We start from the raw sequence: 22035 nt of genomic DNA on the forward strand, positions 1-22035 counted from the left end.
TCTATCCCGTTAGCCCCTGAAACTCAGGGGCATTTCCATTGCACAAGCAGTTCTACTGATTACCCGCCATATAGTCAGGGAACCAACTGCCGTGGGCCTTCGCAAGGTCCGCCACGGATATGGTGGTAACATCTGCAAAGGTCAAATCCGTGCCGCCAGTTGTTCCCAGCTCCTGAGCTTTGATGCCATTCTTCTTGGCATCGCTCAAAAAGGCGGAAACCTGATCGGCTTTCAACACACTAACATATCTGCCTTGGTCTTCGCCGAACAAAATTGCGTGCAAGTCGTCCCCAGAAACTTTTAGGGAAGCGCCCATATTACCTGAAATTGCCATTTCCGCCAGAGCCACAGCAAGTCCACCACCCGAAATATCATGGGCGGCGCTCAAATGGCCCTCTTGAATGGCTTCACGTACAAAGGTTCCGATTCGCTTTTCCTTCGCCAGATCAACTGAAGGAGGTGCACCTTCTTCACGGCCCAGAATCTCGCTCATGTACTGGGAACGGCCCAAGTGCGTTCCATCGCCGCCCAAAAGAACCACGGTTTCACCTTCAGCTATAAAGGCGCTGCCAACGCGTTTTTCAACGTCCTTGAGTAGGCCAACCGCACCAATGGCAGGTGTTGGCAAAATGCCTTCGCCGAAGGTTTCGTTGTAAAGGGAGACGTTACCGGAAACGATTGGTGTTTCCAGCGCAGTGCAGGCTTCGCCGATGCCTTTGATCGCGCCAACAAACTGGCCCATGATCTCGGGTTTTTCGGGGTTGCCGAAGTTCAGGTTATCGGTGGTCGCCAGTGGCAGAGCGCCAACAGCCGATAGGTTGCGATAGGTTTCCGCAACAGCCTGCTTGCCGCCTTCAAACGGGTTGGCGTAGCAATAGCGAGGGTTCACATCCACGGTGAAGGCCAGCCCTTTTTGAGTGCCCTCAACGCGGATCACACCAGCATCTCCCCCCGGAGTGGCTGCTGTGTTGCCTTGGATGAGCGTGTCATACTGCTCATAAACCCAGCGGCGGGAAGAGCCGTTGGCACTGCCAAGCAGCTTCAACAGGGCTTGTCCGTAGTCCTCAGGCGCTTCGATTTGGGAGGCAGGAATGGCGGCAGGTTCTGGCCATTGGATCCAAGGGCGGTCATATTCGGGCGCCTCGTCCCCCAGTTCCTTGATAGGAAGGTCGGCCATGACCTCGCCCTTGTGCTTCACAACGAAGCGCAGGGTATCGGTGGTTACGCCGCAGATGGCGAAATCCAGTCCCCATTTCACGAAGATCGCCTTGGCTTCTTCTTCCTTGGAAGGATCTAGAACCATAAGCATGCGCTCTTGAGATTCAGAGAGCATCATCTCATAGGCGCTCATGTTCTCTTCGCGGGCCGGAACTTTATCCAAGTCCAGATCAACGCCAAGGTTGCCTTTGGCACCCATTTCAACAGCTGAACAGGTGAGGCCAGCAGCGCCCATATCCTGAATAGCGATCACCGCACCGGTTTTCATCAGCTCAAGGCAGGCTTCCAGCAAGCACTTTTCGGTGAAAGGATCGCCAACTTGAACAGTCGGGCGTTTTTCCTCAATGGTCTCGTCAAATTCGGCAGAGGCCATGGTCGCGCCGCCAACACCGTCGCGGCCCGTTTTTGCACCAAGATAAACAATGGGAAGGCCAACGCCCTTGGCTTCAGACAGAAAAATCTTGTCAGCATCGGCAAGGCCAGCGGCAAAGGCGTTTACAAGGCAGTTGCCGTTGTAGCTTTTATGGAACTCCACTTCGCCGCCAACAGTTGGCACGCCGAAGGAGTTGCCGTAGCCCCCCACACCGGAAACCACGCCGTTCACCAGATGGCGGGTGCGCGGATGGTCCGGCTCACCGAATCGCAGTGCGTTCATGGCAGCGACCGGACGGGCGCCCATAGTGAACACATCGCGCAAAATTCCACCCACTCCCGTGGCCGCACCCTGATAGGGTTCGATGTAGGAGGGATGGTTGTGGCTTTCCATCTTGAAGACAACCGTCTGGCCGTCGTCAATGTCCACCACACCGGCGTTCTCACCCGGTCCCTCGATAACACGCGGACCTTCGGTCGGTAAGGTTTTTAGCCATTTCTTGGAGGATTTGTAGGAGCAGTGCTCGTTCCACATGGCAGAGAAAATGCCAAGTTCCGTGAATGTGGGCACACGGCCAATAAGGCTAAGAATACGGGCGTATTCGTCCTCTTTCAAACCGTGGGCCTCGATGAGTTCTGGGGTAATCTCTACTGAATTCTGAATCATCACATTCTGAATATTTGGGCGTAAAACGCCGGGCCGGATTTCACGCGCTGCTTACCAGATATAAGGCCCAATGAAAATGGCGCGTTAGAACAAGGTGATGTTTTTTTAGCGTCGGTCAGCCTTTAGGCCAAACCGATGCCAAGCCGGAAACTGGGGAGAAGGGGAGGCGTTAAAAGTCGATATTCCCCTTTATGGACGTAATAGACAAATCCTGATTGGCGAGAGGGGTTTGTATAAATGTTCCGCCGCCTTGTGCCTTAAGCCAAGGACCAGCTCCCCCAAGAACCTTCCAGGTTCCCGATGTCATGCCGCCATTTTTGACTTGAGATGGCGTGAAACTCAAAGCAAAGGAGTTACCTTCGTCATCTTTCAAGCTACACACACCGCCGCCATGTACCTGTGTATTTTTGATGAACGCCCCCCCAAAACAAAGACCAGATGCTAGGTCCAGAGGGTCTTGTCGAGTGTCTGAGAAAAAAATGTAGTAAGCATCTATACGACGTAGAAAAAGACCTTCTGTAATTTGAAGCAGGTTGGCATCTCCATAGTTTGTTCTTTTCGCGGTAGAGCTGAAAGTTGCCACACGTGTATCTACTGGAATGGCGGCCACTTGTGTCACTGGGAGAGCAAATACAGCAGCTCCCCCGAGAATAAGGCCTGATAAACCTAAGGTCCTATACGAAAAAAGAGCCATAACCATTCCTTGTTCTTGTTGTTTGCTCGCACGTTAAATGCACTATAAGTCCATTGTGCCGTGTTGTAGCGGCGTGTGCTCGCAAAAAGTGCGGATCTGGTTACTGCTCTTCATATGCACGCCCCCAGTCTTACGTTGGTTTTTTAAGGACATGATAATATTTCGAATTAGTGGTCCATAGAGGTGGTCGCCATTGCCTTGCGAAAGCTTTGCAGGTCACTGTTATGGGGCGGTATTTGTTTGGCAGGAGCCTCTAGGGGCTCAAAGGGGGAGGAGAATGAACGCCCCCAGTTTGGAGCACTCAGCATGCCGGAAAGCTGGTCGGTTTTGTGCTTGGAACCTGAGGATGAACCAAACCAGTAGTCGAAGGCCGCGCTGATATTGCGGGCAAACATGCCGCCAATGCCGGTAAGAAAGCCGATGGCGGCTCCGGTAATCTGCAAAAGGCTATCCTTGCCCTCAAGGCTGTATGCAGAAACCACCGGCACCACAATCACCAGCACAATCACAAATCCGATAATGGCAACAAGCAGCATGAAGGACTGGGACAGCAACTTGCTGGATTGTTCCATATCACGGCTGCTTGCCCTGTGTTCGCGCGCTTGCTGAACACTTTTGAGGTGCAGCTCATGCATCCGGCGTTCTGTCTCAATAAGCATTTCAAAGAACGCTTGCTGAAGCTTTGGGTCCTGTTCCAGCTTCTGCAGCGCGGCGGCGGCGGGATCTGGAGCCTGTTTTGCGGACGGCCCCAACAGGTTCCTATCGATAAATCTGGTCACTTCACTGGTAAAAGCTTCGCCGTGGTTCGGGTCAAACAGGCCCTGAAGAAACTGGGGGGCAAGGGCAGACAGAATTTGGGCTGCAACGCTTACAGGAGTACTCATCTATTCCCTTCCTTTTCAAGGCCGCCAAGGGCAATGTAAACGGCTTGTACGGCGGCTTTCACAGGTTCGCTTGCCTCTCCGCTCACTGGCAGGTTGGTCAGGCGTTCAAAGTCACGGATAGCTCCGGTAGTGCGCGGCCCCATAACATTGTCCGGTGCCCCAAGGTCTGCACCCAAGAAAGTGAGAGCCTTTTGCAGATCGCGTGTGCTCTTCAGTCTGCCTAGGTGTTTGTCGTGGGCGGAGAGTATGGGTGGGGAGGGGAATTTTTTGCGGTAGGCTGACAGGGCGCGCTTGGCATAGGCAATGCGGCGTGGATAGTGTTTCACCCCCGCCCGTTCGAATGCCTGTTCAAATGCAATTGTTTTTTCCTCCAGCCCCCGGGCTCTTCGCAGTTTGGCAAGGCTTCTTTTTTCAGAGCCTTTGAGCTCCCACAGAAGATATCCGTAATTGGCTTTGTCGCTGTGGGGTTTTAAGCCTCGTTTTTTGCACCACTGGAAAAATGTTCTCCGGCGTACGCCGTCCCATTGGGCCCATCCGTAGGCGGAACCACCCACCTGTTGCAAGGTGCGAAAGCCATTGCACTCGTGGCCCAGATTTCCAAGTATGGCAGCGGCATCAAGCAAGGGGATTGCAAGGTCTTCCACGAGGGAGGACATGATGAGCGGAGCTTTTTTTTCAAAAAGCGGCAGCTCGGGTTTGCCAAATACGCAAAGAGGCGGTTTTCCTTGCTCGTACCGCTTCATTTCTGCTCGGGTTTGCGGGCCTGCAACACCATCGGGCAGGATATGGCGAACTCTTTGAAACTGCTTGGTTGCATCCTCCAGTTCGCCGTTAAACTCATCGCAAACATTGTTGGCAAAGCCGGTGAGCACCAGCCGCTCGCTCCAGCGCTTCACGCGCATGCCACGCGTGCCGGCAAGTAAAAAAAGGTCTGGCGGTGTTTGGAAGGAGGGGCGATAGTCTTTCAAAAGCTCGTTATAGGCGTCCACTTGAAACGATGGACAGGCTTTGTTGGAATACTGGTTGTGACCGGAAACCTTTTTCAGGTTGAACCGCTCGTCCATATCCTTGATCAGCTGTTCCAAAGCCTTGTGCTGCGCCTTTGTGCGCGTGTCTTTGGGATCGCCGTTGGCATCCACACCACCCACATACGCCGCCCCAATGGAGTGGGCGTTATAGCCTCTTGTATGAGCGCCGATCCTCGCCAGCGCCCGCCCGTTGGAGATAGTTCCGTCCAGATGAACAACAAAGTGGTAGCCGATGCCTGAAAACCCTCTCGCCCGGTGCCACCTGTCAATTTGCTTTACGCTGACACTCTGGCCCTCGCGGGTTGCTGTGCAGTGGACAATTAGTTCATGTATGGAGCGCATAGTTTCCTCCATGCCTCATCCCAAGCCATACCAGAAGTTTACCACTGGTTCTGCCTGAAGGGGATTGGTAGAAAAGGAAGCAAAGAGACCGGTCGGTTAACCGGGTTTTATCCCTAAAACCAGTTCTACTCTAGCCTGTGCAGGTGCTTAGTCTTTTTTGAGGGAAAGCCCTTAGAGTGCATCAAGTGCTTTTAGGGAGTTCTGGAATTTGACTGGTCGTTTCTCAAAGCTTAGCGGCCCCATTCGCGTGACGATCGTTATCTGCGCCTTGATCGGGATCTATATCCTGCAAGATCAGGTTCTCACCTACACATCAGATGCTTATGTCGCTGCGGATATTGTTGTTCTGGCGCCGGAGGTCTCCGGTTTTGTCAAAGAAATTCCGGTGCTGAGGAACCAAAAGGTCAAAGCGGGGCAGCTGCTTATTCAAATCGATCCGGAGCCTTTGCGCCTTACGGTAGAGCAATATAAAGCGCAGGAAGGACAGGCCCGTTCCTCCCTTGAGCGCGCCGAGGCAACAGTCAGAATTACCGAATCGAACCTGTCGGCGGCGTTAGCTGCCGTGTCTAACCTACAGACAAAGCTGGAACGCTATTCGGTTCTGGAAGGGCAGGGGTTCATCCCCCGCCAAACCTATGACGATCTGAACCTGTCTCTTGTAGAGGCCGAGGCGCAGGCTGAGGCGGCAAAAGACAATGTGGAAGCGGCCAACCGGCAAGTGGAGCAAATGAAGGCCTCGGTAAAGGCAGCATCTGCCCAGTTGGCCATTGCCCAATATAACCTGAACCATACCTCTCTCACAGCCCATGAAGATGGCGTTGTGGGCAGTTATGAGGTGATGGAGGGCAACTATGTTCTGGCAGGCTCGCCGCAGGTTGCCTTGATCACCAACGACAACTGGCGCATTGTCGCCAACCTCATCGAGCGCCATGCCGCGCGCATGAAACCGGGAATGACCGTTTATTTTCAGGTCTCCAGTGATCCGTGGCGCATTCACCGTGGTAAGGTGCGCAGCATAGGGCGCGGCATCAGCCGTGTTCCCTATCAAGAACCGGTTCTCCCCTTTATCTCTCTTACAACATCATGGATCAGATTGTCTCAACGGTTTCCTGTCGAAATCGATATGGGACCCTATTTAAAGACCCACCAACCGCTTCATGGGGGGGACGCGCGTATTTTCGCGTTCCATTAGGTGAAAATGACCAATGAGGAAAGCGGGAGTATCGCACCTTATTTTCACTATAGGGACGGATTTAGAACAGCCACCATTGTAACTCTGTCAGCCGTAATCGGTCTTCTGGTTCATGCCGATAATCCGTGGTGGGCCGCAATCTCGGCGTTTACTGTCGCCAATGCCGATTGGAGAAACTTTTTTTCTAAAGCTTTCCAACGTGCCGTTGGAACCGTGGTGGGTGGTATTAGTGGGTTTGTCGTTGCCTATTTTATTCGTGGGGAGCCGTTTCTCCAAGGCAGCGTCCTTTTTGTGATCGCCTCTTATGCCACCTATAAAAACCTCACAACCTCCTACGGGTATGCATGGTTGCTGGGTGCGGCAACAGCTATGATAGCCATGTATTTCTCGCTTTGGGATATCGTGCAGCTCTACGAGAAAATGCAGGATCGCATCATCATGGTGTGTACGGGCGTTCTGGTTGCAGGTTTGGTTTCCTATCTTTTATGGCATCCAAGCAAGTGGCGGGCGAGCACCGCCATGAGCCATAAGGACAGTGAAGACCTTCCACGAAAATGGATTATTCGTATTTCTATCACTGCCGGACTGGTCGCGCTGGCCGGCCCCATCGTTTATGCTGGTCATGATCTGGGGGGGATGATGCAGATTGTGTTTACCTCTGTGGTGTGTCTTGCCGGAGATATTTCCAGCATCCGCCATATCGCAGCCTCCAGATTTATCGGGTGTGCCGTCGGGGGTGTCATGGGTATCGCCTTGGTTCTGCTCGGCCTCCAAACGTTCATTCTCTGGGTTCTGCTGTTTTTTCTTGGCATGTTCTTCATTGCAGGCTGGCATCACAATGGAACTCACTGGGCATATGCGGGTACACAAGCGGGCTTTGCATTCATCATCACCGCTATGACATCCAGCGGTCCGGTGCATTCCATCGCACCCATTCTGGACCGCTTTAACGGTATTTTCATCGGAATATTTCTGACCTTGCTCTTCCTCATCCTGATTGGAATTGCGCAGGGTGAAAAACTGTTTTGGTGGGCGAGTAATATGGACCCGCTGGATGAGAAATAATGAAGTAGGTGACAAGAACTGCCGGAAAAAGGGTTAATGGATCAAAAAGGCACCCCGGTACTTTCTTTCGATTACAAGGTGGCTTTGCGGACAGCGTTCATTGTAACGGTGGCCGCCATAGCTGGCCTTGCTGTGCATGCGGATGATCCATGGTGGGCTGGCATTTCAGCTTTTACGGTTGCACATGCGGATTGGAGCGGTGTCTTCTCCAAGTCTTTCCAACGCTTGCTTGGGACCATTACTGGTGGTGTTCTGGGCTTTATGGTGGCCTATGCCGTACGCAATGAGCCTCTTTTGCAAGCTGCTGTGCTGTTCGCGCTGGGTGCCCTTGCCACCTATAAGCACTTAACAACGTCCTACGGGTATGCGTGGTTGCTGGGCATTGCGACTGCATTGATCGCCATGTACTTCTCTCTCTGGGATATTGAGCAGATGTATGAAAGGGTTCTGGACAGGATTTTCTGTGTGTGCATCGGCGTCCTTGTTGCCGGCCTTGGCACTTACCTGCTGGCGTTGCCCAAGCACTTTCGAACAAGTACTGTGATGGTGCACGGGGACCCCAAAACCCTGCCCTATAAGTGGATTATCCGCATGTCCTTATGCGGAGGGAGCGTTGCAGTGACAGCGCCCATTGTATTTGCGGGCCATGACCTGACAGCGATGATGCAGATTGTGTTTACATCTCTCGTATGCCTTTCAGGAAATATTACCAGCATTCGCCACTTGGCCGCCGCCCGCTTTCTTGGCTGTGGTGTTGGCGGCTCTTTGGGCATTTTCTTTGTGATGCTCGGCATTCAGTCCTTTTTCCTTTGGGCAATCCTGTTTTTCTTTGCCATGTTTTTTCTGGCGGGCTGGCATCACAATGGCACGCGCTGGGCCTATGCGGGCACGCAAGCGGGATTTGCCTTTATTATTTGTGCAATGACCACAAGCGGGCCAGTGGCCTCCATTCTCCCTGTATTGGACCGTTTCTACGGTATTTTCATAGGGATCATCCTGACGCTGGTCTACCTAGCTCTCTTCGGCATTGCTCAAGGTGAGAAACTTTCTTGGCTGGTGAGGCGAGAGGACCGCTTTAATGAAAAATAATGGGAGTGTTCTTATAGAAGTTTCAAAGATATGTGCGCTTAGATCCTTAGCAGGACCCTCAGAGTTTAGGCAGCGATAACTTGCGCTCACGCTGGCGCTTTCAGAAAAAGGCTTTATGGATCATAGGGAAAAAATAAGACCTTATTTTCATCACCACGAAGCGCTGCGAACGGCGTTTATTGTGACGCTAGGTGCATTTCTGGCTTTAATCGTGCAGGCAAATGACCCTTGGTGGGCGGCAATCTCTGCTTTTACTGTTTCTAATGCGGACTGGAGAGGTTTTTTTGCAAAAGCAATCCAGCGTACGCTTGGAACAGTTGTCGGTGGTCTGTCAGGGTTTGCAATCGCTTATGCCCTTCGTGATGATCCGATTCTGCAGGCTGTTGTCCTTTTTGTCCTCTCTGCCCTGTCTATCTATAAAAACCTGACCAGTTATTTTGGCTATGCGTGGCTGCTTGGCACTGCCACAGCGATGATCCCCTTCTATTACTCCATTCTTGATATTGAACAGATGTACGAGGCTATGCAAGACCGCATCGTCACGGTTTGCCTCGGCATTCTTGCAGCTGCCGCCGTCTCTGTTCTTCTTTCCCCACCCCACAAGTGGCGGGCCAGTATCACCATGAGCCACATGGATATGGGTATACTGCCAAGGCGCTGGGTGTGGCGCACGTCTCTGTCTGCCGGACTGGTGGCGTTGACGGCTCCCATCTTGTTTGCGGGGCATGATCTGGGGGGCATGATCCAGATCGTCTTCACGTCTCTTGTGTGTTTGGCAGGTGATATTTCCAGCATACGGCACATCGCTCTTTCAAGGTTTATTGGCTGCGCGGTGGGTGGGTCGCTGGGTCTTTTGGTGGTGATGATGGGAATTCAGTACTTTCCGCTGTGGGTTCTCATGTTCTTTGTGGGAATGTACATGATCGCGGGCTGGCATCACAACGGAACCCGCTGGGCCTATGCGGGGACGCAAGCCGGTTTTGCTTTTATTGTATGTGTCATGACCTCAAGCGGACCGGTGGACTCTATCAGGCCGGTGCTGGACCGTTTCAATGGCATTGTCATCGGCATCAGCATGACGCTGCTCTTCATGGTTCTCATAGGTATCGCGCAGGGCGAGGCGTTTTTATGGTGGAGACGAAAAACGGATCCGATAGATGAAAAGTGAGAGGGCCACCCGTCAAAGATAGGGCCCCCACTCCCAGTACTCAAAGGAAATGTGCTAATTCAGAACTTCCTCGGTAAGGGCAAGGGCGGCCTTGACGCGCTCACCATTGGGGTAAATCTTGTTGGCCAGCACCACAATGCCCAGCCGCTCGCTTGGGACCATAGCAATATAAGCACCGAATCCGCGAGTGGATCCTGTTTTATGAATAAAGACGGCCTCTTTTGACGTCTCAGGCTTCTCAAGTCTGCCCACCGGATGCGGGTTTCCTGCGTATTTAAAGGTGGATGCCACCTCCAACGCCGCACGGGGTGCAGGCCACGGGTAACGTTCCCACACCATCGCTTGAGTAAAATAGTCCGTCTTCGTTTGCCCTTGGTGGGTGCGCTCCACGGCAGCATTGATCTCGCTTGGCAGATTGCTTTCTCCCAATTGGTAGTCAAGATAGGCCAGCATATCGTTTGCGGTGGATTTCACAGAGTAGGACTGCGCTCCAAAAATTCCAGTGGAGGAGCGGATGGGTTTGTTGCCTTTGCGCGCATACCCGTAGGCGTAATTACCCATCAAGCTTTCACGAACGTCTACGCCTGTGCTGGAAAGGCCCATGAGGGAGAGCGTTTCTTCCAGCGCCTGAGGATAGGTGGTTTTCATAGCGCTTGCGGTCGCCGCGCCCAAAAGGCCAATGCCCATATTGGAATAGCTTCTCACGTCCCCGCCTTCAAGGGGCTCCCAGTCATTGCCCAGATAGCTCAAAAGTTCTGCTTCACTCTTGGTGTGCTTGGGGGTGAAAAGGGAGAGGCCCTTATTCGTGTGGGTGGCCAGATCCATGACAGAGATCCGATCGAACGGGCTTCCTTTCAGCTCGTCAAGGTACGTGGACACGGGCTGGTGCAAGTCCAGCACGCCGCGTTGCTCAGCCAGTGCGGCGACTGTTGCGGCAAATGTCTTGCTTACCGAGCCAAGTTCAAAAATTGTTTCCCCTGTCACGGGGCGCCGGTTTTTACGCTCTGCCAGTCCCTGTGAATATGTATAGTGCTTGCCTTGATAGGTTATGCCAACGGCGAGGCCGGGAATATCAAAGGTCTCCATGAGGGGGCTAAAGATTTCCTCGACTGCCCTATCGAATTCATCCTGTGTGAAAGCCTGCGCCGACACGGTGAGAAGTAGAAAGGCAGCAGTTGCTGCAAAACCGGTTTTTCTAATCATTTTACCTGCAATATTAGTGGGAGTTTATAGGAATATGGAGTAGCTCGCTAAAGTCGATCACAAGAAAAGTTCTGGTTAATTTCGTCTAAATTATGTCATTGGTTGTGGTAGATGTTGCAACACTGCGACAAGGAAATTTTGTTCTGTGCACTATCTGGATGACCTATGAGTGATAAAAGAAAAGAGCCGTCTTTGAGGGAAGAGGATCAAGATGCGAATCGGTTCGGCGGTTCGCCTTGGGAGGTCTTAAAGGTCTTCAGCAAGCTGGGCGTAACTTCCTTCGGCGGGCCTATTGCGCATTTGGGCTACTTCCGGCACGAGCTGGTGGAAAGGCGCAGGTGGCTGGGTGAAGAGCGCTATGCGGACCTTGTGGCCCTGTGCCAGTTTCTGCCCGGTCCTGCCAGTTCGCAGGTTGGCTTTGCGCTGGGCTTGCTGCGGGCAGGGCCTTTGGGCGCACTAGCTGCATTCATCGGTTTCACACTACCCTCTGTGGTGATAATGGTCGCCTTTGCCTATGGGGCGAACCTGTTTGGCGGCCCAATTGGCTCCGGCATTATTCATGGGTTGAAGTTAGTAGCTGTTGCGGTTGTCTCGCAAGCGGTGTGGGGCATGGCCCGCAGCCTGTGCCCGGATAAGGAACGGGCGGCCATTGCTCTTGTTGCCTTATTTATAGTGGTGTTAATTACCAGCGCCGCAGGACAGATTTTTGCAATTGGTATAGGGGCAGTCTTGGGCCTTTGGCTTTGCCGTTCACCTATTGAAAGCGCGCAGCCTCACATTGCCTTTCCAGTGAACCGGCCGGTCGCTATTGCCAGTCGCACTTGTTTATTTCTGCTGTTTTTTGGCCTACCCTTTCTATCGATCGGAAAAGAGCAGCATTTTCTTTCAGTATTCGACGGTTTTTTCAGGGCAGGAGCTCTTGTTTTTGGCGGCGGGCATGTGGTGTTGCCGCTGTTGGAAAATTCGGTGGTAGAGCCGGGCTGGGTGAGTGAGCAGACATTCCTTGCCGGTTACGGCGCAGCTCAAGCTATCCCCGGTCCTTTATTCACCTTCGCCAGTTTTCTGGGGGCGTCCATGTCCGAGGGGGGCATGGGGCTTTGGTACGCACTCATTGCTACTATTGGTATATTCCTCCCCGGCTTTTTGATTCTCATCGGTGTATTGCCGTTCTGGAACACGATATCCACCAAATCCCTACCGCGGGCTGCCATGCGCGGCGCTAATGCAGCTGTTGTGGGCATTTTGGGTGCAGCTCTTTATTCGCCAGTGTTCACCAGTGCGGTGCAGACAAAACTGGACTTAGCTCTGGCGCTCAGCGGGTTTACTTTGCTGGTGGTGTGGAAGCTGCCGCCATGGGTGGTTGTGCTGTTGCTCGCTTTTTGTGGGATGCTGGTTTCTATGTATGGTTAAGGAAGCCAGATGGAGGATGAGTATAGTGTATCGACATGAAAATAATGATTAATTTATGGATTTAGATAACTGGTTTGGGTATTTTTCGGTCATACCTACTGGTAGCAACTGCTAGGGATCGCACCCAGTTCCCTTAAATGCCGAATACCATTGGCATACTAATAGGCTGTCTAAATTACTCAGCTAAAAGTATAAATGCAACCGCACCTGAAAACTGCGAAAGTTGGTACATAGTATTGTCTTCAAGCGAGTAGCCCGTAAAGGAGGTATTTGCTAGGGCATTTTGAAAAAATGAGAGCATTGGGACATGTTACGATATTCAAGCCGTCAGGGGGCACTTGATGGACTCTGCGGCATTTATTCAATTATTAATTCGGTAGCTCTGATTAGCCCCAAAGGTATGGGTGATGAGGATCGATCTACGCAATTTATGAGCTTAGTGAACTTACTCGATGATGGCAGGAGTATCGGGGAAATTATTCATGAAGGAATTGGGTTTCGTAAACTCGGCGAGCTTATTGATGTTTGTAGTCGCCGCAGACGACGTAGTACTGGGGTAGATGTTCATCGGCGCGTAGCTATGAAGCAAGACCCGAAGAGCTTTAGTGAGTTTTGGGAACTCCTTCAGGAGCATGTTGACGTTGATCGTAAACAAACAGCCATACTTGGTATGAGTGGCAAGTATGATCACTGGACAGTGGTAAAAACCATATCCGAAAAGCGAATTGAGCTACAGGATTCTGATGGCTTGCACTATCTAAATCGAGCACAGTGCGGATTAGAAGAAACTGAAAAAATTAGGCATATACTCTGGCCAACCCAGACTTACCTTCTAAGTTCAGTACCCTTTGATGAGGTTCTTGACGGTTAAATACATAGTCCAATTTAAGAGGCCATTCTCGTGTTCCCTAACCAACGTACTGAGCCATAGAGCTAGAACGTGGTTTGGCACCAGAACTTACGATGCCAAACCTCTGGTAACTTTATTACCCGTCTAAAACGGGGGCTTAAGCCGCAATGTTGGCAAATGCGCTTTCAAACAAGGCGCGCCCTTCAAGGCCGCCATGCAGGTTTTCAATCAGGTTTTCAGGGTGGGGCATCATACCCAGCACATTGCCTTTTGCGTTGGTCACGCCCGCAATGTCGTTGATGGAGCCGTTGGGGTTGGTTCCCTCTGCATAGCGGAAGGCGACCTGTCCGTGATCCTCAATCTGCTTGAGGGTCTGAGCGTCTGCAAAGTAGTTGCCGTCATGGTGGGCAACAGGGCAGCGCCATACCGCGCCCTTTTCCATGCCAGCAGTAAAGGCTGTGTTGGTGTTCACCGTCTCCAGCTTCACTTCCTTACAAACGAAGTGCAAGGAGGCATTGCGCATCAAGGCACCGGGCAAAAGTTCCGCTTCGGTGAGCATCTGGAAGCCATTACAAACGCCCATTACATGGCGTCCTTGCTCCGCTGCTGCCTTGATAGCGCCCATGATAGGGGAGCGGGCAGCAATAGCGCCGGAGCGCAAGTAATCGCCATAGGAAAAGCCGCCGGGCAGGACAACCAGATCCGCATCTGGAAGAACTGTTTCCGTATGCCATACGGTGGCAACGGGCTTGCCGGAAATCTGCTCCAGCGCCTTGATCATATCGCGATCACGGTTGGAGCCGGGAAAGAGGATAACCACTGATTTCATAGGTACAACTCTCGAAGGTTACCTTAAAGAAGAAGGAGAACTGCCAGCACCGACAGGGCGGCGGGCAAGAGGATAAACACAGCGGCTTTAATGATCATAAACCTGATGATTTTACCGGTGTCATCGCTCATGGTCGGCTCCTAGAGAATTTCGATTGCGTAGTTTTCAATCACCGTATTGGCCAGCAGCTTCTCGCACATCTTTTCAATATCGGCTTTGGCGGCTTCTTGATCGCGTTCAGAAATTTCCAGATCAAAAACCTTTCCCTGACGAACTCCGGCAATGCCCTCAAAACCCAGCGAGCCAAGTGAGCCTTCAATTGCTTTTCCTTGTGGGTCAAGAACGCCGTTTTTGAGTGTCACGGTTACGCGTGCCTTCATGGTATTTCCGATCCTTTAAAGTATGTCGGTTTGCTATGCTATGTGCGTCTCTCAAAGGCAGAGAGAACAGGCTGCTCTTACGCGCGTTTCTTAACGCGCGAATCTTTTTCAAGAAAGCAAAAAACAAAAAAGGGCAGCAATTTTGCCGCCCTTCATAGGTCTAGGTTTTTAGGGTGCCAAACTGGCTAGACCCTATTTAACCAGAACAGGGCCTGAGCCGGAGGGGCGCTCGTTATCGATCAAAATACCAAGGCGCCGGGCAACATCTTGATAGGCCTCAACCATGCCGCCCATATTCTGGCGGAACCGGTCCTTGTCCATCTTCTCGTTGCTTTCCACATCCCACAGGCGGCAGCTGTCGGGAGAGATCTCGTCGGCAAGCACAACGCGCATCAAATCACCGTCAATGTGGCGTCCCATTTCGATTTTAAAATCAACAAGACGAATGCCAACGGCAATGAACATGCCCGAAAGGAAGTCATTGATGCGGATGGCCATAGCCATCATGTCATCCAGCTCCTGCGGAGTGGCCCAGCCGAAGGAGGTGATATGTTCCTCAGAGACCAGCGGGTCACCCAGCTCGTCGTTCTTATAGTAGAACTCGATAATGGAGCGGGGCAGGCGCGTGCCTTCCTGAACACCCAAACGCTTACACAAAGAACCGGCAGCAACGTTGCGCACCACCACTTCAATCGGAATCACTTCCACTTCATGGATAAGCTGCTCGCGCATGTTCAGGCGGCGAATAAAGTGGGTTGGAATACCCAGATTATTCAGGTGGTTGAAAATGTACTCGGAAATCCGGTTATTCAGAACCCCCTTACCATCAATAACCTCGTGTTTTTGGTTATTAAAAGCAGTTGCGTCGTCTTTGAAATGCTGAATTAGCGTTCCGGGCTCTGGTCCTTCGTAAAGGATTTTAGCCTTGCCCTCGTAAATACGTCGGCGGCGATTCATGGCAGTTACCACTGTTCTTAGAGAGTCCAATGAGCAAACTATAGTTCGAAGGGCGCATCCATGGCAAATAGGATCAGTCTAGTCTGGTTACTGAATATGCCGATTTACCCTAAATGCGACAAACAAAAAGCTACTCTGTGTTGCGGCGCGGAACTTAACCGACTTTTGCACAAATCACAAATACCTATTTGGGATGAGGTTTAGATAGGAAAATGCGCTCTGTTTGACATATCTCTTTGAACTCAGTTGATCCTGTGTTTAGATACAACCACATTTTCCTAGGTTCATCGGGAGGGATATCCCCGATATATCGGAGGGCGAATATGACAACATTTGACGATCGTGAAAAAAGTTTTGAAGGGACTTTCTCAGCAACTGAGCAAACCCGCTTTAAAGCTGTTGCGCGCAGAAATAAACTGCTGGGCCTGTGGGCCGCGGAAAAACTGGCGCTTGATACCGCTAAAACCGAAGAGTTGACCACCTCTCTCGTTTCCGCAGAAATTAGCCACCCAGATGGCGATGAAGTTTTCAAAATAGTCTATGAATCCCTTCAGGCGGGCGGAGTTGACCAATCAGAACATCAAGTGCGGCGCACCATGGACCAGCTTCTGGCGCAGGCCCATGAAGAGCTCAAGCAAAACGTTTGAATTAAGAAACCATTTTAGGAAAGCCGGTGCCGTAAAGCGCCGGCTTTTTCTTGGCGCGCTCAAAAGAGGCGCAGGACCTTATTGTCCGATACCCGCAGATTTTCCATAAAAATAAAATTTGATCATATCTTACCAGCTCAATTTAGCTGAATGTGGTTTAGTTATCTTCTTGAAAAAGATCTGCCCATTTAGGCTATAGTGTCATTCAGCGGTATTCGATGAGGCGTGCGCTAAAGTGGTTTCAAAAGGATCGGAGAGGACACGATGACGATCAAATCTATGCTTTTTGAAAAACTGACAGCAGGCGAGGTTGTTGTGGGGGGCTGGTCCACACTCGGGCAAAGCGCCTTGTGCGAACTTTATGCACGGGCGGGCTATAGCGCTGTCACTCTGGATACCCAGCATGGTCAGATTACTGATGAGGAACTGCGCGAAGCCGTGGTGAGCTTGGCCCATTGCGGTGTCGATCCGGTCATGCGCATTCGCGTGGGGGATTTTGCAAAGGCCAGCTGGGCGCTGGACCTTGGCGTGCATGCGATCATCGCGCCCATGATCAACACGGTGGAAGACGCTAAAAAACTGGTGGAGTTCACCAAGTACCCACCTGTGGGTGCGCGCAGTTATGGTCCGCTGGGAGCTGCCCGCCTTCAAGGAACTGACGAGCAAACCTACTTTAAAGACGCTAACTCCCGCATTTTGTGTTTGGCCATGATCGAAAGTGAAGAGGCGCTGTGCAATCTGGATGATATTATCAAGGTTGAGGGGCTGGACGGCGTTTTCGTCGGCCCTTCCGACCTTTCAATTTCCATCACCAGCGGTGTGAGTGTGGACCCCTTCTCAAGGCGTTCCGAAACACTGCACGAAAACATCGCCGAAAAGGCAGTGGAACATGGAAAGATCGCCGGTATCTACGCCATAACCCCCAAACACGCCCGCGATTGCGCCAAAGCCGGATACACCTTCATTTGCTACGGAACAGACGTGGTTCTGTTTAACGAGGCAGCCAGTGCGGCTGCAAATGTGCTGGCGGAGTGAGGTAAAAAGAAGGGCCGCATGATGTGGCCCTCCATGTTCTTTGGGCTAAATCTTAGGCGCACGCTTTTCTAATCGCGTCCATGTTGGCGCGGTAGCTGTCTACGCTGCCGCCTTTAAACACAGCAGATCCAGCCACGAGTGTGTCGGCTCCGGCGTTCGTCACCAGCGGGGCCGTTTCAGGGGTGATGCCGCCATCAATCTGGATGCGGATCGGGCGATCCCCGATCATTTGTTTCACACGGCGGGTCTTCTCCACCATACCCTCAATAAACTTCTGGCCACCAAATCCGGGGTTTACTGTCATGATCAAAATCATGTCGAGGCTGTCCAGAACGTATTCCAGTGTGCTTTCTGGCGTGGACGGGTTCAAGGAAACCCCTGCCTTTTTGCCTAGACCACGAATGGCCTGCAATGAACGATGCAGGTGTTTTGTGGCTTCTGCATGAACGGTGATGTAGTCGGACCCGGCCTTGGCAAAGGCTTCCAGATAAGGGTCGCAGGGTTCGATCATCAAATGGGTGTCGAAAATCTTGTCACTATGCGGGCGAATGGAAGAGATAACAGCGGGGCCAAAGCTGATGTTGGGAACAAAATGCCCATCCATCACGTCCAGATGGATCCAGTCGGCACCGGCCTTGGAGACATCTTTGACTTCCTGTCCGAGCTTGGAAAAATCAGCGGCAAGAACTGAAGGGGCGATAACGAGTGGATTGGTCATGTCTTACTTCCAGCAGCAACAAAAACAGATGGCATGGCGCTATCACGGCAAGATGCATGGTGCAAGATGGGGGGGCTGGTATTTGGTTCTAATATCTGCGCAATTTCAAAGCTGGGAGCTAAGGGATCAGGCAAATATCCATGGTTTTCAGCTGGGGAAATCACTCCCGTCGTTCGCTTGCCACTGCTTTTGCCGCTCCCGCGCTTCTTTAATATAGTGATTGTCTGGTGTTTCAGCTTCTGCCTGATCCAGAAGCCGGTTTGATGCTTCTTCGAGACTCTCCGTAAGAATTTTCATGAATTCGTCTTGAGGCAAATTCGGAGGGATAGCAGGAAGAACCTGTGCCCGAATGGTTCCAGGTGGGCAGAAAAAACCGTGCCGCGGCCAGTAGGCGCCTGAGTTCACTGCGATGGGAATAACGGGGCACCCCAACTCATTGTAGAGGTTACAGATGCCAAGCTTATATTTTGGAGCGGCCCCAAGAGGTTGGCGGGTCCCTTCCGGGAATATAACAATAGTTCGCCCGTCATTGATTGCTGTTTTGGCATCATCAATCATTTTTGCAACGGTGAGGGATCGCTCCCCCCGATGCACGGTTATAAACTTGTACTTCAGTAAATACCAACCTGTCAGCGGGACATAGGTAAGGTCACGTTTGATGATGTATGCGGAATCTTGAAACAGGGAGTAAAGGGTAATCGCTTCCCATGAGGATTGGTGTTTAATGGCAACTATGCAGCCCCCTTTAGGAATTCTGTCTACATCCAAAATTTCCGATTTTATACCGCCGATCCACCGAAGCTGGAAGCGGGCCATAAGACCCCACCAAGGGTAAACCCAAAGGCCTTTTTTACGCGGTAAAGCAAGAATGGGAGAGATTACAATAAGGTACACAATAGTTGATAGGTAAAACACAATATTGAAAAGGATAGTTCTTAGGATACTCATAGGCACTTTACTCAGGGCAGTTACTTAAAAGATTGGTGTTTTGAAAAGGCTCCAACTTTTAAAAGTAGAGTGCAAGAGTTAGCAACCAGCTGCCAAAGGGCACCTAAACTTCCCCTATGGTTACTGAAATAGTCATTGGTGGTGCTTGTTCTTGTGCCGACTAGAGATTAGGTCAGTGTCTTTGGTTTCTCAGGGGCGCATTCAGTCTTGCCGTTCTCCTGCCACTGTTTTTGCCGCTCACGCGCTGCTTTAAGTAGCGGATTGTCTGGAACTTCTAGTTCTGACTCGTTCAAGAGCCTGTCTGAAGCGCTCTCAATTCTTTGAGATAGCTCTGACATAAATTCTTTTTTGGGAAGGCCTGGTGGAATGGCGGGAAGAAATTCAACGCGAATAGTTCCAGGCGGATTAAGAATGTCACGCCTTGGCCAGTACAGGCCCGAGTTTAAAGCCGCAGGGACAACGGGGCAATTCAGTCTTTTGTAGATAAAGTAGATACCGGATTTGTACTGGGGAACAGCTCCTGGGGCCCTGCGGGTACCCTCTGGAAATATAAGTATATTTCGCTCTTCTTTAATCGCTGCTTTGGCCTGTTTCACCATGTCGCCCATTGCGTGGATACGGCTATCTCTGCGAACAGCAATAAGCTTGAATTTCTTTTCATACCATCCAAAGAGTGGGATGTATAAAAGCTGCTTTTTAATTACAATGGCTTGATCGTGGAGTAAGGCGCACATACCAAACGTGTCCCATGCGGATTGATGCTGGGACGCAACAATACATCCACCTTGGATAATATGTTCGGTTCCTCTAAACTCGGATTTAATTCCGACGAGCCAGCGCAACCAAAACCGCCCCAAAACAGACCAGCACGTCATGACCCACATTCCATACTTTCGCGGTAGCAAGAATACGGGCAGGGCCACAAGCATCAATATCAGGGTAGAGGAATAAAAAGCTGTATTATAAATAAGCGTTCTTATTGTATTCATTCACATATTTTGCCTTCTACATATAACTTTTGATTATTTAGTGTAGAAGAATAAAGTGATTGTCCTGTGGCATGCCTTTGTCAGCACAGATAAAAATTGATTATAGTTACCCGTAGTCGTTAATCATGGTGTTGCTGCCTAGTCGATGTTCTTGAGGTTTTCCGAAATACGGTCGGAAACCGAGAAAAAGACCTCCAGTTCTTCAGGGCTGATGTTCTTTATCATTGCCTCGGAAAATTCAGCTTCAACGGCTTCCACATGGGCGAAAAAGTCATAGCCCTTTTGCGAAAGAATAAGGAGCCTGCTGCGCTTGTCTTCAGGATTGGGTATCCGTTCAACCATTTCATCCTTACAAAGCTCGTCAATTATCCGGCTTATCTGCCCTTTGTCCCGTTTCAGTGTTTTCACCAGATCCATTGAGGTGCATTGGCCGTGGTGCCAGATGTGGCGCATTGCCCGCAGTTGTTGGGGAGCAAACTCCATTCTCTTAACTTCGGCCATCCTGCTAACCAGTTGCATTTTGACGTCGAAGTGGAGCCTGAGAGCAACCTCATGAATGGTACGTTTTTTCTGCATTCTACGAACTTCCTTTTCACCGGCTCTGCGAGCGCTCAAACCCGAGTGAATTCATTCCCAAGTTATAGTACTTAAATTTATGCTTGACATTCATCAACAATAATATAGTTGATAAATATCAACATTATCTATTAAAGAAAGTATCTGAACAGCTCTAGCACTCATGAGTAACCCTAGTTCAGGGGATCTTTAAAAAATAGAGTGTTGGCGAAAACTTACTTGGTTGAAAAGTGCTCGTAAAGATGCCGTGCAGCCAGAAGAAACAAGAGGAAGAACATGAGTGCTGTCATCCCAGCTCATCTGCAAAGGAAAGTTGTTCTTGCAGCTCTGTCCTACGCATTCATTGAAGCGCTTGTTTCTGCCATTTATCGCCGCGTCACATTCTTTGATCGCAATAATAAAGCGAAGTGGTTTGCGCCAACAGTGCCCTCACTTGTTCACGGGTATTTTGGTATCAGTTCCGTTCGCTCGCATGCGGGTGTCAGCAAAGACCGGAATGGAAGCGTCGGCGGGAAACTATTCCATTGTCATGGGCCTGCTGTACTACGTTCTTGCTGTTTATGGCTATGTGGGAAAAGTGAACCTGACAGAGGTACCAAGCTTCCTCGGGCTGGAAGCGGTTCGCGTAGTGACCAGCTCCACTATCCTTGGGTTTATTCTTGGGCGAATTTTTAGGCGGCACCAGTAATTTACGACCCATCACGATAAAAGGGCTATCACGAAAAAAGGGACAGGAATTATGCGGCTACTTTAGACGAGTGCACGTGGTTTTGTAGCCGCGCCCCCAGTTATTTCTCGTCCCTTTTGGGGCAATATTGGAGCTTTAGGCAATTCAGGTTACGCCTATATTCAATATTGCCCCTTTTTTGCAGAAACCCTAGTCGCCGCTTAAAAATCACTGCGTTTGTTTGCATACATACACCTGCCTTGGGTGGAGTTTCCTTTATTATTCTCTAGGTAAAAAATAAGAAATTTGGGGCTGCTGGGTCTTTATGAGAGATCCCGAATATCTACCAGATCTTCAAATGCATATGTGTGTGGAGACCGGATGGTCACTCAGCAGTCAACCTCAGCTCCTACTTTCCGTGCGTTTACACGGAAATATGATGAGTACCCACCTAGCTAAGGTGGTCTGAACCACTATAATTTCATTGGCCGAGATCAACCCGCCACTGAAAACAGTGGAAGCCGTATTGGGTTTGAAGTTTTACAAAAGCACCTGCGTGCCTAGTTTTCTCGCAGAGGCAGAGCGACTGTTTCCTTGATGGTGCTGACAACGATACGTGATTGCACATCACATACAAGCGTGTTGTCGAGCAGCTTCAATCTTAGAAAGTCATCATAGGCTTTGATGTCCCGTGTGACGACCTTGATGAGATAGTCAACAGCTCCGGTAATGCGTTCACAGGTCACCACTTCCGGCCACAGCGCAATGAGCCGGTCAAAGGTTTCCATGTTCTCGCGGCTGGGCACTGTCAGCTTCACAAAAGCGTAGGACAGAAACCCCAGCCCCACTGCCTCGCGGTCAACCACAGCGGCAGTTTGGCGAATGATGCCGGTTTCTTTAAGCCGTTTGATACGCCTCCAGCATGGAGTCTGGCTCATACCTGCTTCTTTGGCGATGTCCGCGATGGATAAAGAGGCGTCTCTTTGCAGGATTTTGAGAACACGGATGTCTGAGATATCTAAAAGGGAATTTTCTATCATGACCGGTTTCTGGAAATATTTTTCGAAGGACTACGTATTAATGGGTAGATTAGCACAGAAATAGCCC

Annotated in this window: 23 protein-coding genes; 9 read left to right on the forward strand and 14 right to left on the reverse strand. The window is 50.9% G+C overall.

The features are described 5' to 3' along the window. Positions 1-52 precede the first annotated feature (52 nt). The 4 genes from purL to P6574_RS04845 all read right to left on the reverse strand — a co-directional run bounded on the left by purL (position 53) and on the right by P6574_RS04845 (position 5205). Positions 53-2260 (reverse strand): phosphoribosylformylglycinamidine synthase subunit PurL, encoded by a 2208-nt coding sequence (gene purL, locus P6574_RS04830; RefSeq protein ID WP_310619255.1) that lies wholly within the window; start codon positions 2258-2260, stop codon positions 53-55. A gap of 166 nt (positions 2261-2426) precedes the next feature. Beyond that, positions 2427-2951 (reverse strand): hypothetical protein, encoded by a 525-nt coding sequence (locus P6574_RS04835; protein ID WP_310619256.1) that lies wholly within the window; start codon positions 2949-2951, stop codon positions 2427-2429. Between the two features lie 167 nt (positions 2952-3118). Continuing rightward, positions 3119-3835, reverse strand: a complete 717-nt coding sequence (locus P6574_RS04840) for a hypothetical protein (protein WP_310619257.1) — start codon at positions 3833-3835, stop codon at positions 3119-3121. Next, the gene (locus P6574_RS04845) at positions 3832-5205 is read right to left on the reverse strand and encodes a phage tail tip lysozyme (protein ID WP_310619258.1); all 1374 of its coding nucleotides are present in this window, start codon (positions 5203-5205) and stop codon (positions 3832-3834) included. The genes P6574_RS04840 and P6574_RS04845 overlap by 4 nt, the downstream gene beginning before the upstream one ends. A 208-nt stretch (positions 5206-5413) precedes the next feature. Between P6574_RS04845 and P6574_RS04850 the strand changes: the two genes are divergently transcribed. From P6574_RS04850 to P6574_RS04865, 4 genes are all read left to right on the forward strand, one after another. Next, positions 5414-6397 (forward strand): HlyD family secretion protein, encoded by a 984-nt coding sequence (locus P6574_RS04850; protein WP_310619259.1) that lies wholly within the window; start codon positions 5414-5416, stop codon positions 6395-6397. 6 nt (positions 6398-6403) lie between these two features. Continuing rightward, on the forward strand, positions 6404-7462 hold the full coding sequence (locus tag P6574_RS04855; RefSeq protein ID WP_310619260.1) for an FUSC family protein: 1059 nt from the start codon (positions 6404-6406) through the stop codon (positions 7460-7462). 36 nt (positions 7463-7498) lie between these two features. Next, entirely contained in the window at positions 7499-8551 is a 1053-nt protein-coding gene (locus P6574_RS04860) for an FUSC family protein (protein ID WP_310619261.1), read from the forward strand. Positions 8552-8666: 115 nt separating this feature from the next. Continuing rightward, positions 8667-9719, forward strand: a complete 1053-nt coding sequence (locus tag P6574_RS04865; protein ID WP_310619262.1) for an FUSC family protein — start codon at positions 8667-8669, stop codon at positions 9717-9719. A 54-nt stretch (positions 9720-9773) separates the two neighbouring features. Here the strand turns inward: P6574_RS04865 and P6574_RS04870 are convergent, their stop codons facing one another. Then, positions 9774-10922: a serine hydrolase gene (locus tag P6574_RS04870; protein ID WP_310619263.1), complete on the reverse strand. Its 1149-nt coding sequence runs from the start codon at positions 10920-10922 to the stop codon at positions 9774-9776. 165 nt (positions 10923-11087) lie between these two features. Between P6574_RS04870 and chrA the strand changes: the two genes are divergently transcribed. Together chrA and P6574_RS04880 are read left to right on the forward strand one after the other, a co-directional pair. After that, positions 11088-12332, forward strand: a complete 1245-nt coding sequence (chrA, locus tag P6574_RS04875) for a chromate efflux transporter (RefSeq protein WP_310619264.1) — start codon at positions 11088-11090, stop codon at positions 12330-12332. A gap of 307 nt (positions 12333-12639) precedes the next feature. Further along, positions 12640-13203 carry a hypothetical protein gene (locus P6574_RS04880; RefSeq protein WP_310619265.1) on the forward strand — a complete coding sequence of 188 codons (564 nt, stop codon included), beginning with the start codon at positions 12640-12642 and terminating at the stop codon, positions 13201-13203. A 136-nt stretch (positions 13204-13339) separates the two neighbouring features. Here the strand turns inward: P6574_RS04880 and purQ are convergent, their stop codons facing one another. The 4 genes from purQ to purC all read right to left on the reverse strand — a co-directional run bounded on the left by purQ (position 13340) and on the right by purC (position 15348). Beyond that, positions 13340-14011 (reverse strand): phosphoribosylformylglycinamidine synthase subunit PurQ, encoded by a 672-nt coding sequence (purQ, locus tag P6574_RS04885; protein ID WP_310619266.1) that lies wholly within the window; start codon positions 14009-14011, stop codon positions 13340-13342. 23 nt (positions 14012-14034) lie between these two features. Further along, positions 14035-14142 carry a phosphoribosylformylglycinamidine synthase-associated small membrane protein gene (locus P6574_RS04890; protein ID WP_310619267.1) on the reverse strand — a complete coding sequence of 36 codons (108 nt, stop codon included), beginning with the start codon at positions 14140-14142 and terminating at the stop codon, positions 14035-14037. A gap of 9 nt (positions 14143-14151) precedes the next feature. Then, on the reverse strand, positions 14152-14391 hold the full coding sequence (gene purS / locus P6574_RS04895) for a phosphoribosylformylglycinamidine synthase subunit PurS (RefSeq protein ID WP_310619268.1): 240 nt from the start codon (positions 14389-14391) through the stop codon (positions 14152-14154). Positions 14392-14583: 192 nt separating this feature from the next. Then, positions 14584-15348: a phosphoribosylaminoimidazolesuccinocarboxamide synthase gene (gene purC, locus P6574_RS04900; protein WP_310619269.1), complete on the reverse strand. Its 765-nt coding sequence runs from the start codon at positions 15346-15348 to the stop codon at positions 14584-14586. A gap of 323 nt (positions 15349-15671) precedes the next feature. On the opposite strand from purC, the gene P6574_RS04905 reads away from it, so the two are divergent. Both P6574_RS04905 and P6574_RS04910 read left to right on the forward strand, forming a co-directional pair. After that, a complete protein-coding gene (locus tag P6574_RS04905; protein WP_310619270.1) occupies positions 15672-15995 on the forward strand; it encodes a DUF1476 domain-containing protein in 324 nt (107 codons plus the stop codon). 264 nt (positions 15996-16259) lie between these two features. Next, entirely contained in the window at positions 16260-17030 is a 771-nt protein-coding gene (locus tag P6574_RS04910) for an HpcH/HpaI aldolase family protein (protein WP_310619271.1), read from the forward strand. A 52-nt stretch (positions 17031-17082) separates the two neighbouring features. Here the strand turns inward: P6574_RS04910 and rpe are convergent, their stop codons facing one another. From rpe to P6574_RS04930, 4 genes are all read right to left on the reverse strand, one after another. Beyond that, positions 17083-17748, reverse strand: a complete 666-nt coding sequence (rpe, locus tag P6574_RS04915; RefSeq protein WP_310619272.1) for a ribulose-phosphate 3-epimerase — start codon at positions 17746-17748, stop codon at positions 17083-17085. A 147-nt stretch (positions 17749-17895) separates the two neighbouring features. Next, positions 17896-18696 (reverse strand): lysophospholipid acyltransferase family protein, encoded by an 801-nt coding sequence (locus P6574_RS04920; protein ID WP_310619273.1) that lies wholly within the window; start codon positions 18694-18696, stop codon positions 17896-17898. Between the two features lie 167 nt (positions 18697-18863). Continuing rightward, on the reverse strand, positions 18864-19685 hold the full coding sequence (locus P6574_RS04925) for a lysophospholipid acyltransferase family protein (RefSeq protein WP_310619274.1): 822 nt from the start codon (positions 19683-19685) through the stop codon (positions 18864-18866). A gap of 138 nt (positions 19686-19823) precedes the next feature. Beyond that, positions 19824-20261 carry a MarR family winged helix-turn-helix transcriptional regulator gene (locus P6574_RS04930; protein WP_310619275.1) on the reverse strand — a complete coding sequence of 146 codons (438 nt, stop codon included), beginning with the start codon at positions 20259-20261 and terminating at the stop codon, positions 19824-19826. A gap of 496 nt (positions 20262-20757) precedes the next feature. On the opposite strand from P6574_RS04930, the gene P6574_RS04935 reads away from it, so the two are divergent. Beyond that, positions 20758-20949 (forward strand): hypothetical protein, encoded by a 192-nt coding sequence (locus tag P6574_RS04935; RefSeq protein ID WP_310619276.1) that lies wholly within the window; start codon positions 20758-20760, stop codon positions 20947-20949. A 539-nt stretch (positions 20950-21488) separates the two neighbouring features. Here the strand turns inward: P6574_RS04935 and P6574_RS04940 are convergent. Beyond that, positions 21489-21968: an Lrp/AsnC family transcriptional regulator gene (locus P6574_RS04940; protein ID WP_310619277.1), complete on the reverse strand. Its 480-nt coding sequence runs from the start codon at positions 21966-21968 to the stop codon at positions 21489-21491. Positions 21969-22035: the final 67 nt, after the last annotated feature.

It is taken from the genome of Pseudovibrio sp. M1P-2-3, from assembly GCF_031501865.1.
In the GTDB taxonomy this organism is placed as follows: Bacteria; Pseudomonadota; Alphaproteobacteria; order Rhizobiales; family Stappiaceae; genus Pseudovibrio; species Pseudovibrio corallicola.

What these genes read in the sequence shown, in the direction of transcription:
- rpe (WP_310619272.1), bottom strand. Translation starts at nt 17,748, where the DNA reads ATGACCAATCCACTCGTTATCGCCCCTTCAGTTCTTGCCGCTGATTTT.
- P6574_RS04860 (WP_310619261.1), top strand. Translation starts at nt 7,499, where the DNA reads ATGGATCAAAAAGGCACCCCGGTACTTTCTTTCGATTACAAGGTGGCT.
- P6574_RS04835 (WP_310619256.1), bottom strand. Translation starts at nt 2,951, where the DNA reads ATGGCTCTTTTTTCGTATAGGACCTTAGGTTTATCAGGCCTTATTCTC.
- P6574_RS04935 (WP_310619276.1), top strand. Translation starts at nt 20,758, where the DNA reads ATGGAAGCGTCGGCGGGAAACTATTCCATTGTCATGGGCCTGCTGTAC.
- purS (WP_310619268.1), bottom strand. Translation starts at nt 14,391, where the DNA reads ATGAAGGCACGCGTAACCGTGACACTCAAAAACGGCGTTCTTGACCCA.
- P6574_RS04905 (WP_310619270.1), top strand. Translation starts at nt 15,672, where the DNA reads ATGACAACATTTGACGATCGTGAAAAAAGTTTTGAAGGGACTTTCTCA.
- purQ (WP_310619266.1), bottom strand. Translation starts at nt 14,011, where the DNA reads ATGAAATCAGTGGTTATCCTCTTTCCCGGCTCCAACCGTGATCGCGAT.
- purC (WP_310619269.1), bottom strand. Translation starts at nt 15,348, where the DNA reads ATGAATCGCCGCCGACGTATTTACGAGGGCAAGGCTAAAATCCTTTAC.
- P6574_RS04930 (WP_310619275.1), bottom strand. Translation starts at nt 20,261, where the DNA reads ATGCAGAAAAAACGTACCATTCATGAGGTTGCTCTCAGGCTCCACTTC.
- P6574_RS04855 (WP_310619260.1), top strand. Translation starts at nt 6,404, where the DNA reads ATGACCAATGAGGAAAGCGGGAGTATCGCACCTTATTTTCACTATAGG.
- P6574_RS04880 (WP_310619265.1), top strand. Translation starts at nt 12,640, where the DNA reads ATGTTACGATATTCAAGCCGTCAGGGGGCACTTGATGGACTCTGCGGC.
- P6574_RS04870 (WP_310619263.1), bottom strand. Translation starts at nt 10,922, where the DNA reads ATGATTAGAAAAACCGGTTTTGCAGCAACTGCTGCCTTTCTACTTCTC.
- P6574_RS04925 (WP_310619274.1), bottom strand. Translation starts at nt 19,685, where the DNA reads ATGAATACAATAAGAACGCTTATTTATAATACAGCTTTTTATTCCTCT.
- P6574_RS04920 (WP_310619273.1), bottom strand. Translation starts at nt 18,696, where the DNA reads ATGAGTATCCTAAGAACTATCCTTTTCAATATTGTGTTTTACCTATCA.
- P6574_RS04910 (WP_310619271.1), top strand. Translation starts at nt 16,260, where the DNA reads ATGACGATCAAATCTATGCTTTTTGAAAAACTGACAGCAGGCGAGGTT.
- chrA (WP_310619264.1), top strand. Translation starts at nt 11,088, where the DNA reads ATGAGTGATAAAAGAAAAGAGCCGTCTTTGAGGGAAGAGGATCAAGAT.
- P6574_RS04865 (WP_310619262.1), top strand. Translation starts at nt 8,667, where the DNA reads ATGGATCATAGGGAAAAAATAAGACCTTATTTTCATCACCACGAAGCG.
- P6574_RS04890 (WP_310619267.1), bottom strand. Translation starts at nt 14,142, where the DNA reads ATGAGCGATGACACCGGTAAAATCATCAGGTTTATGATCATTAAAGCC.
- P6574_RS04940 (WP_310619277.1), bottom strand. Translation starts at nt 21,968, where the DNA reads ATGATAGAAAATTCCCTTTTAGATATCTCAGACATCCGTGTTCTCAAA.
- P6574_RS04845 (WP_310619258.1), bottom strand. Translation starts at nt 5,205, where the DNA reads ATGCGCTCCATACATGAACTAATTGTCCACTGCACAGCAACCCGCGAG.
- P6574_RS04840 (WP_310619257.1), bottom strand. Translation starts at nt 3,835, where the DNA reads ATGAGTACTCCTGTAAGCGTTGCAGCCCAAATTCTGTCTGCCCTTGCC.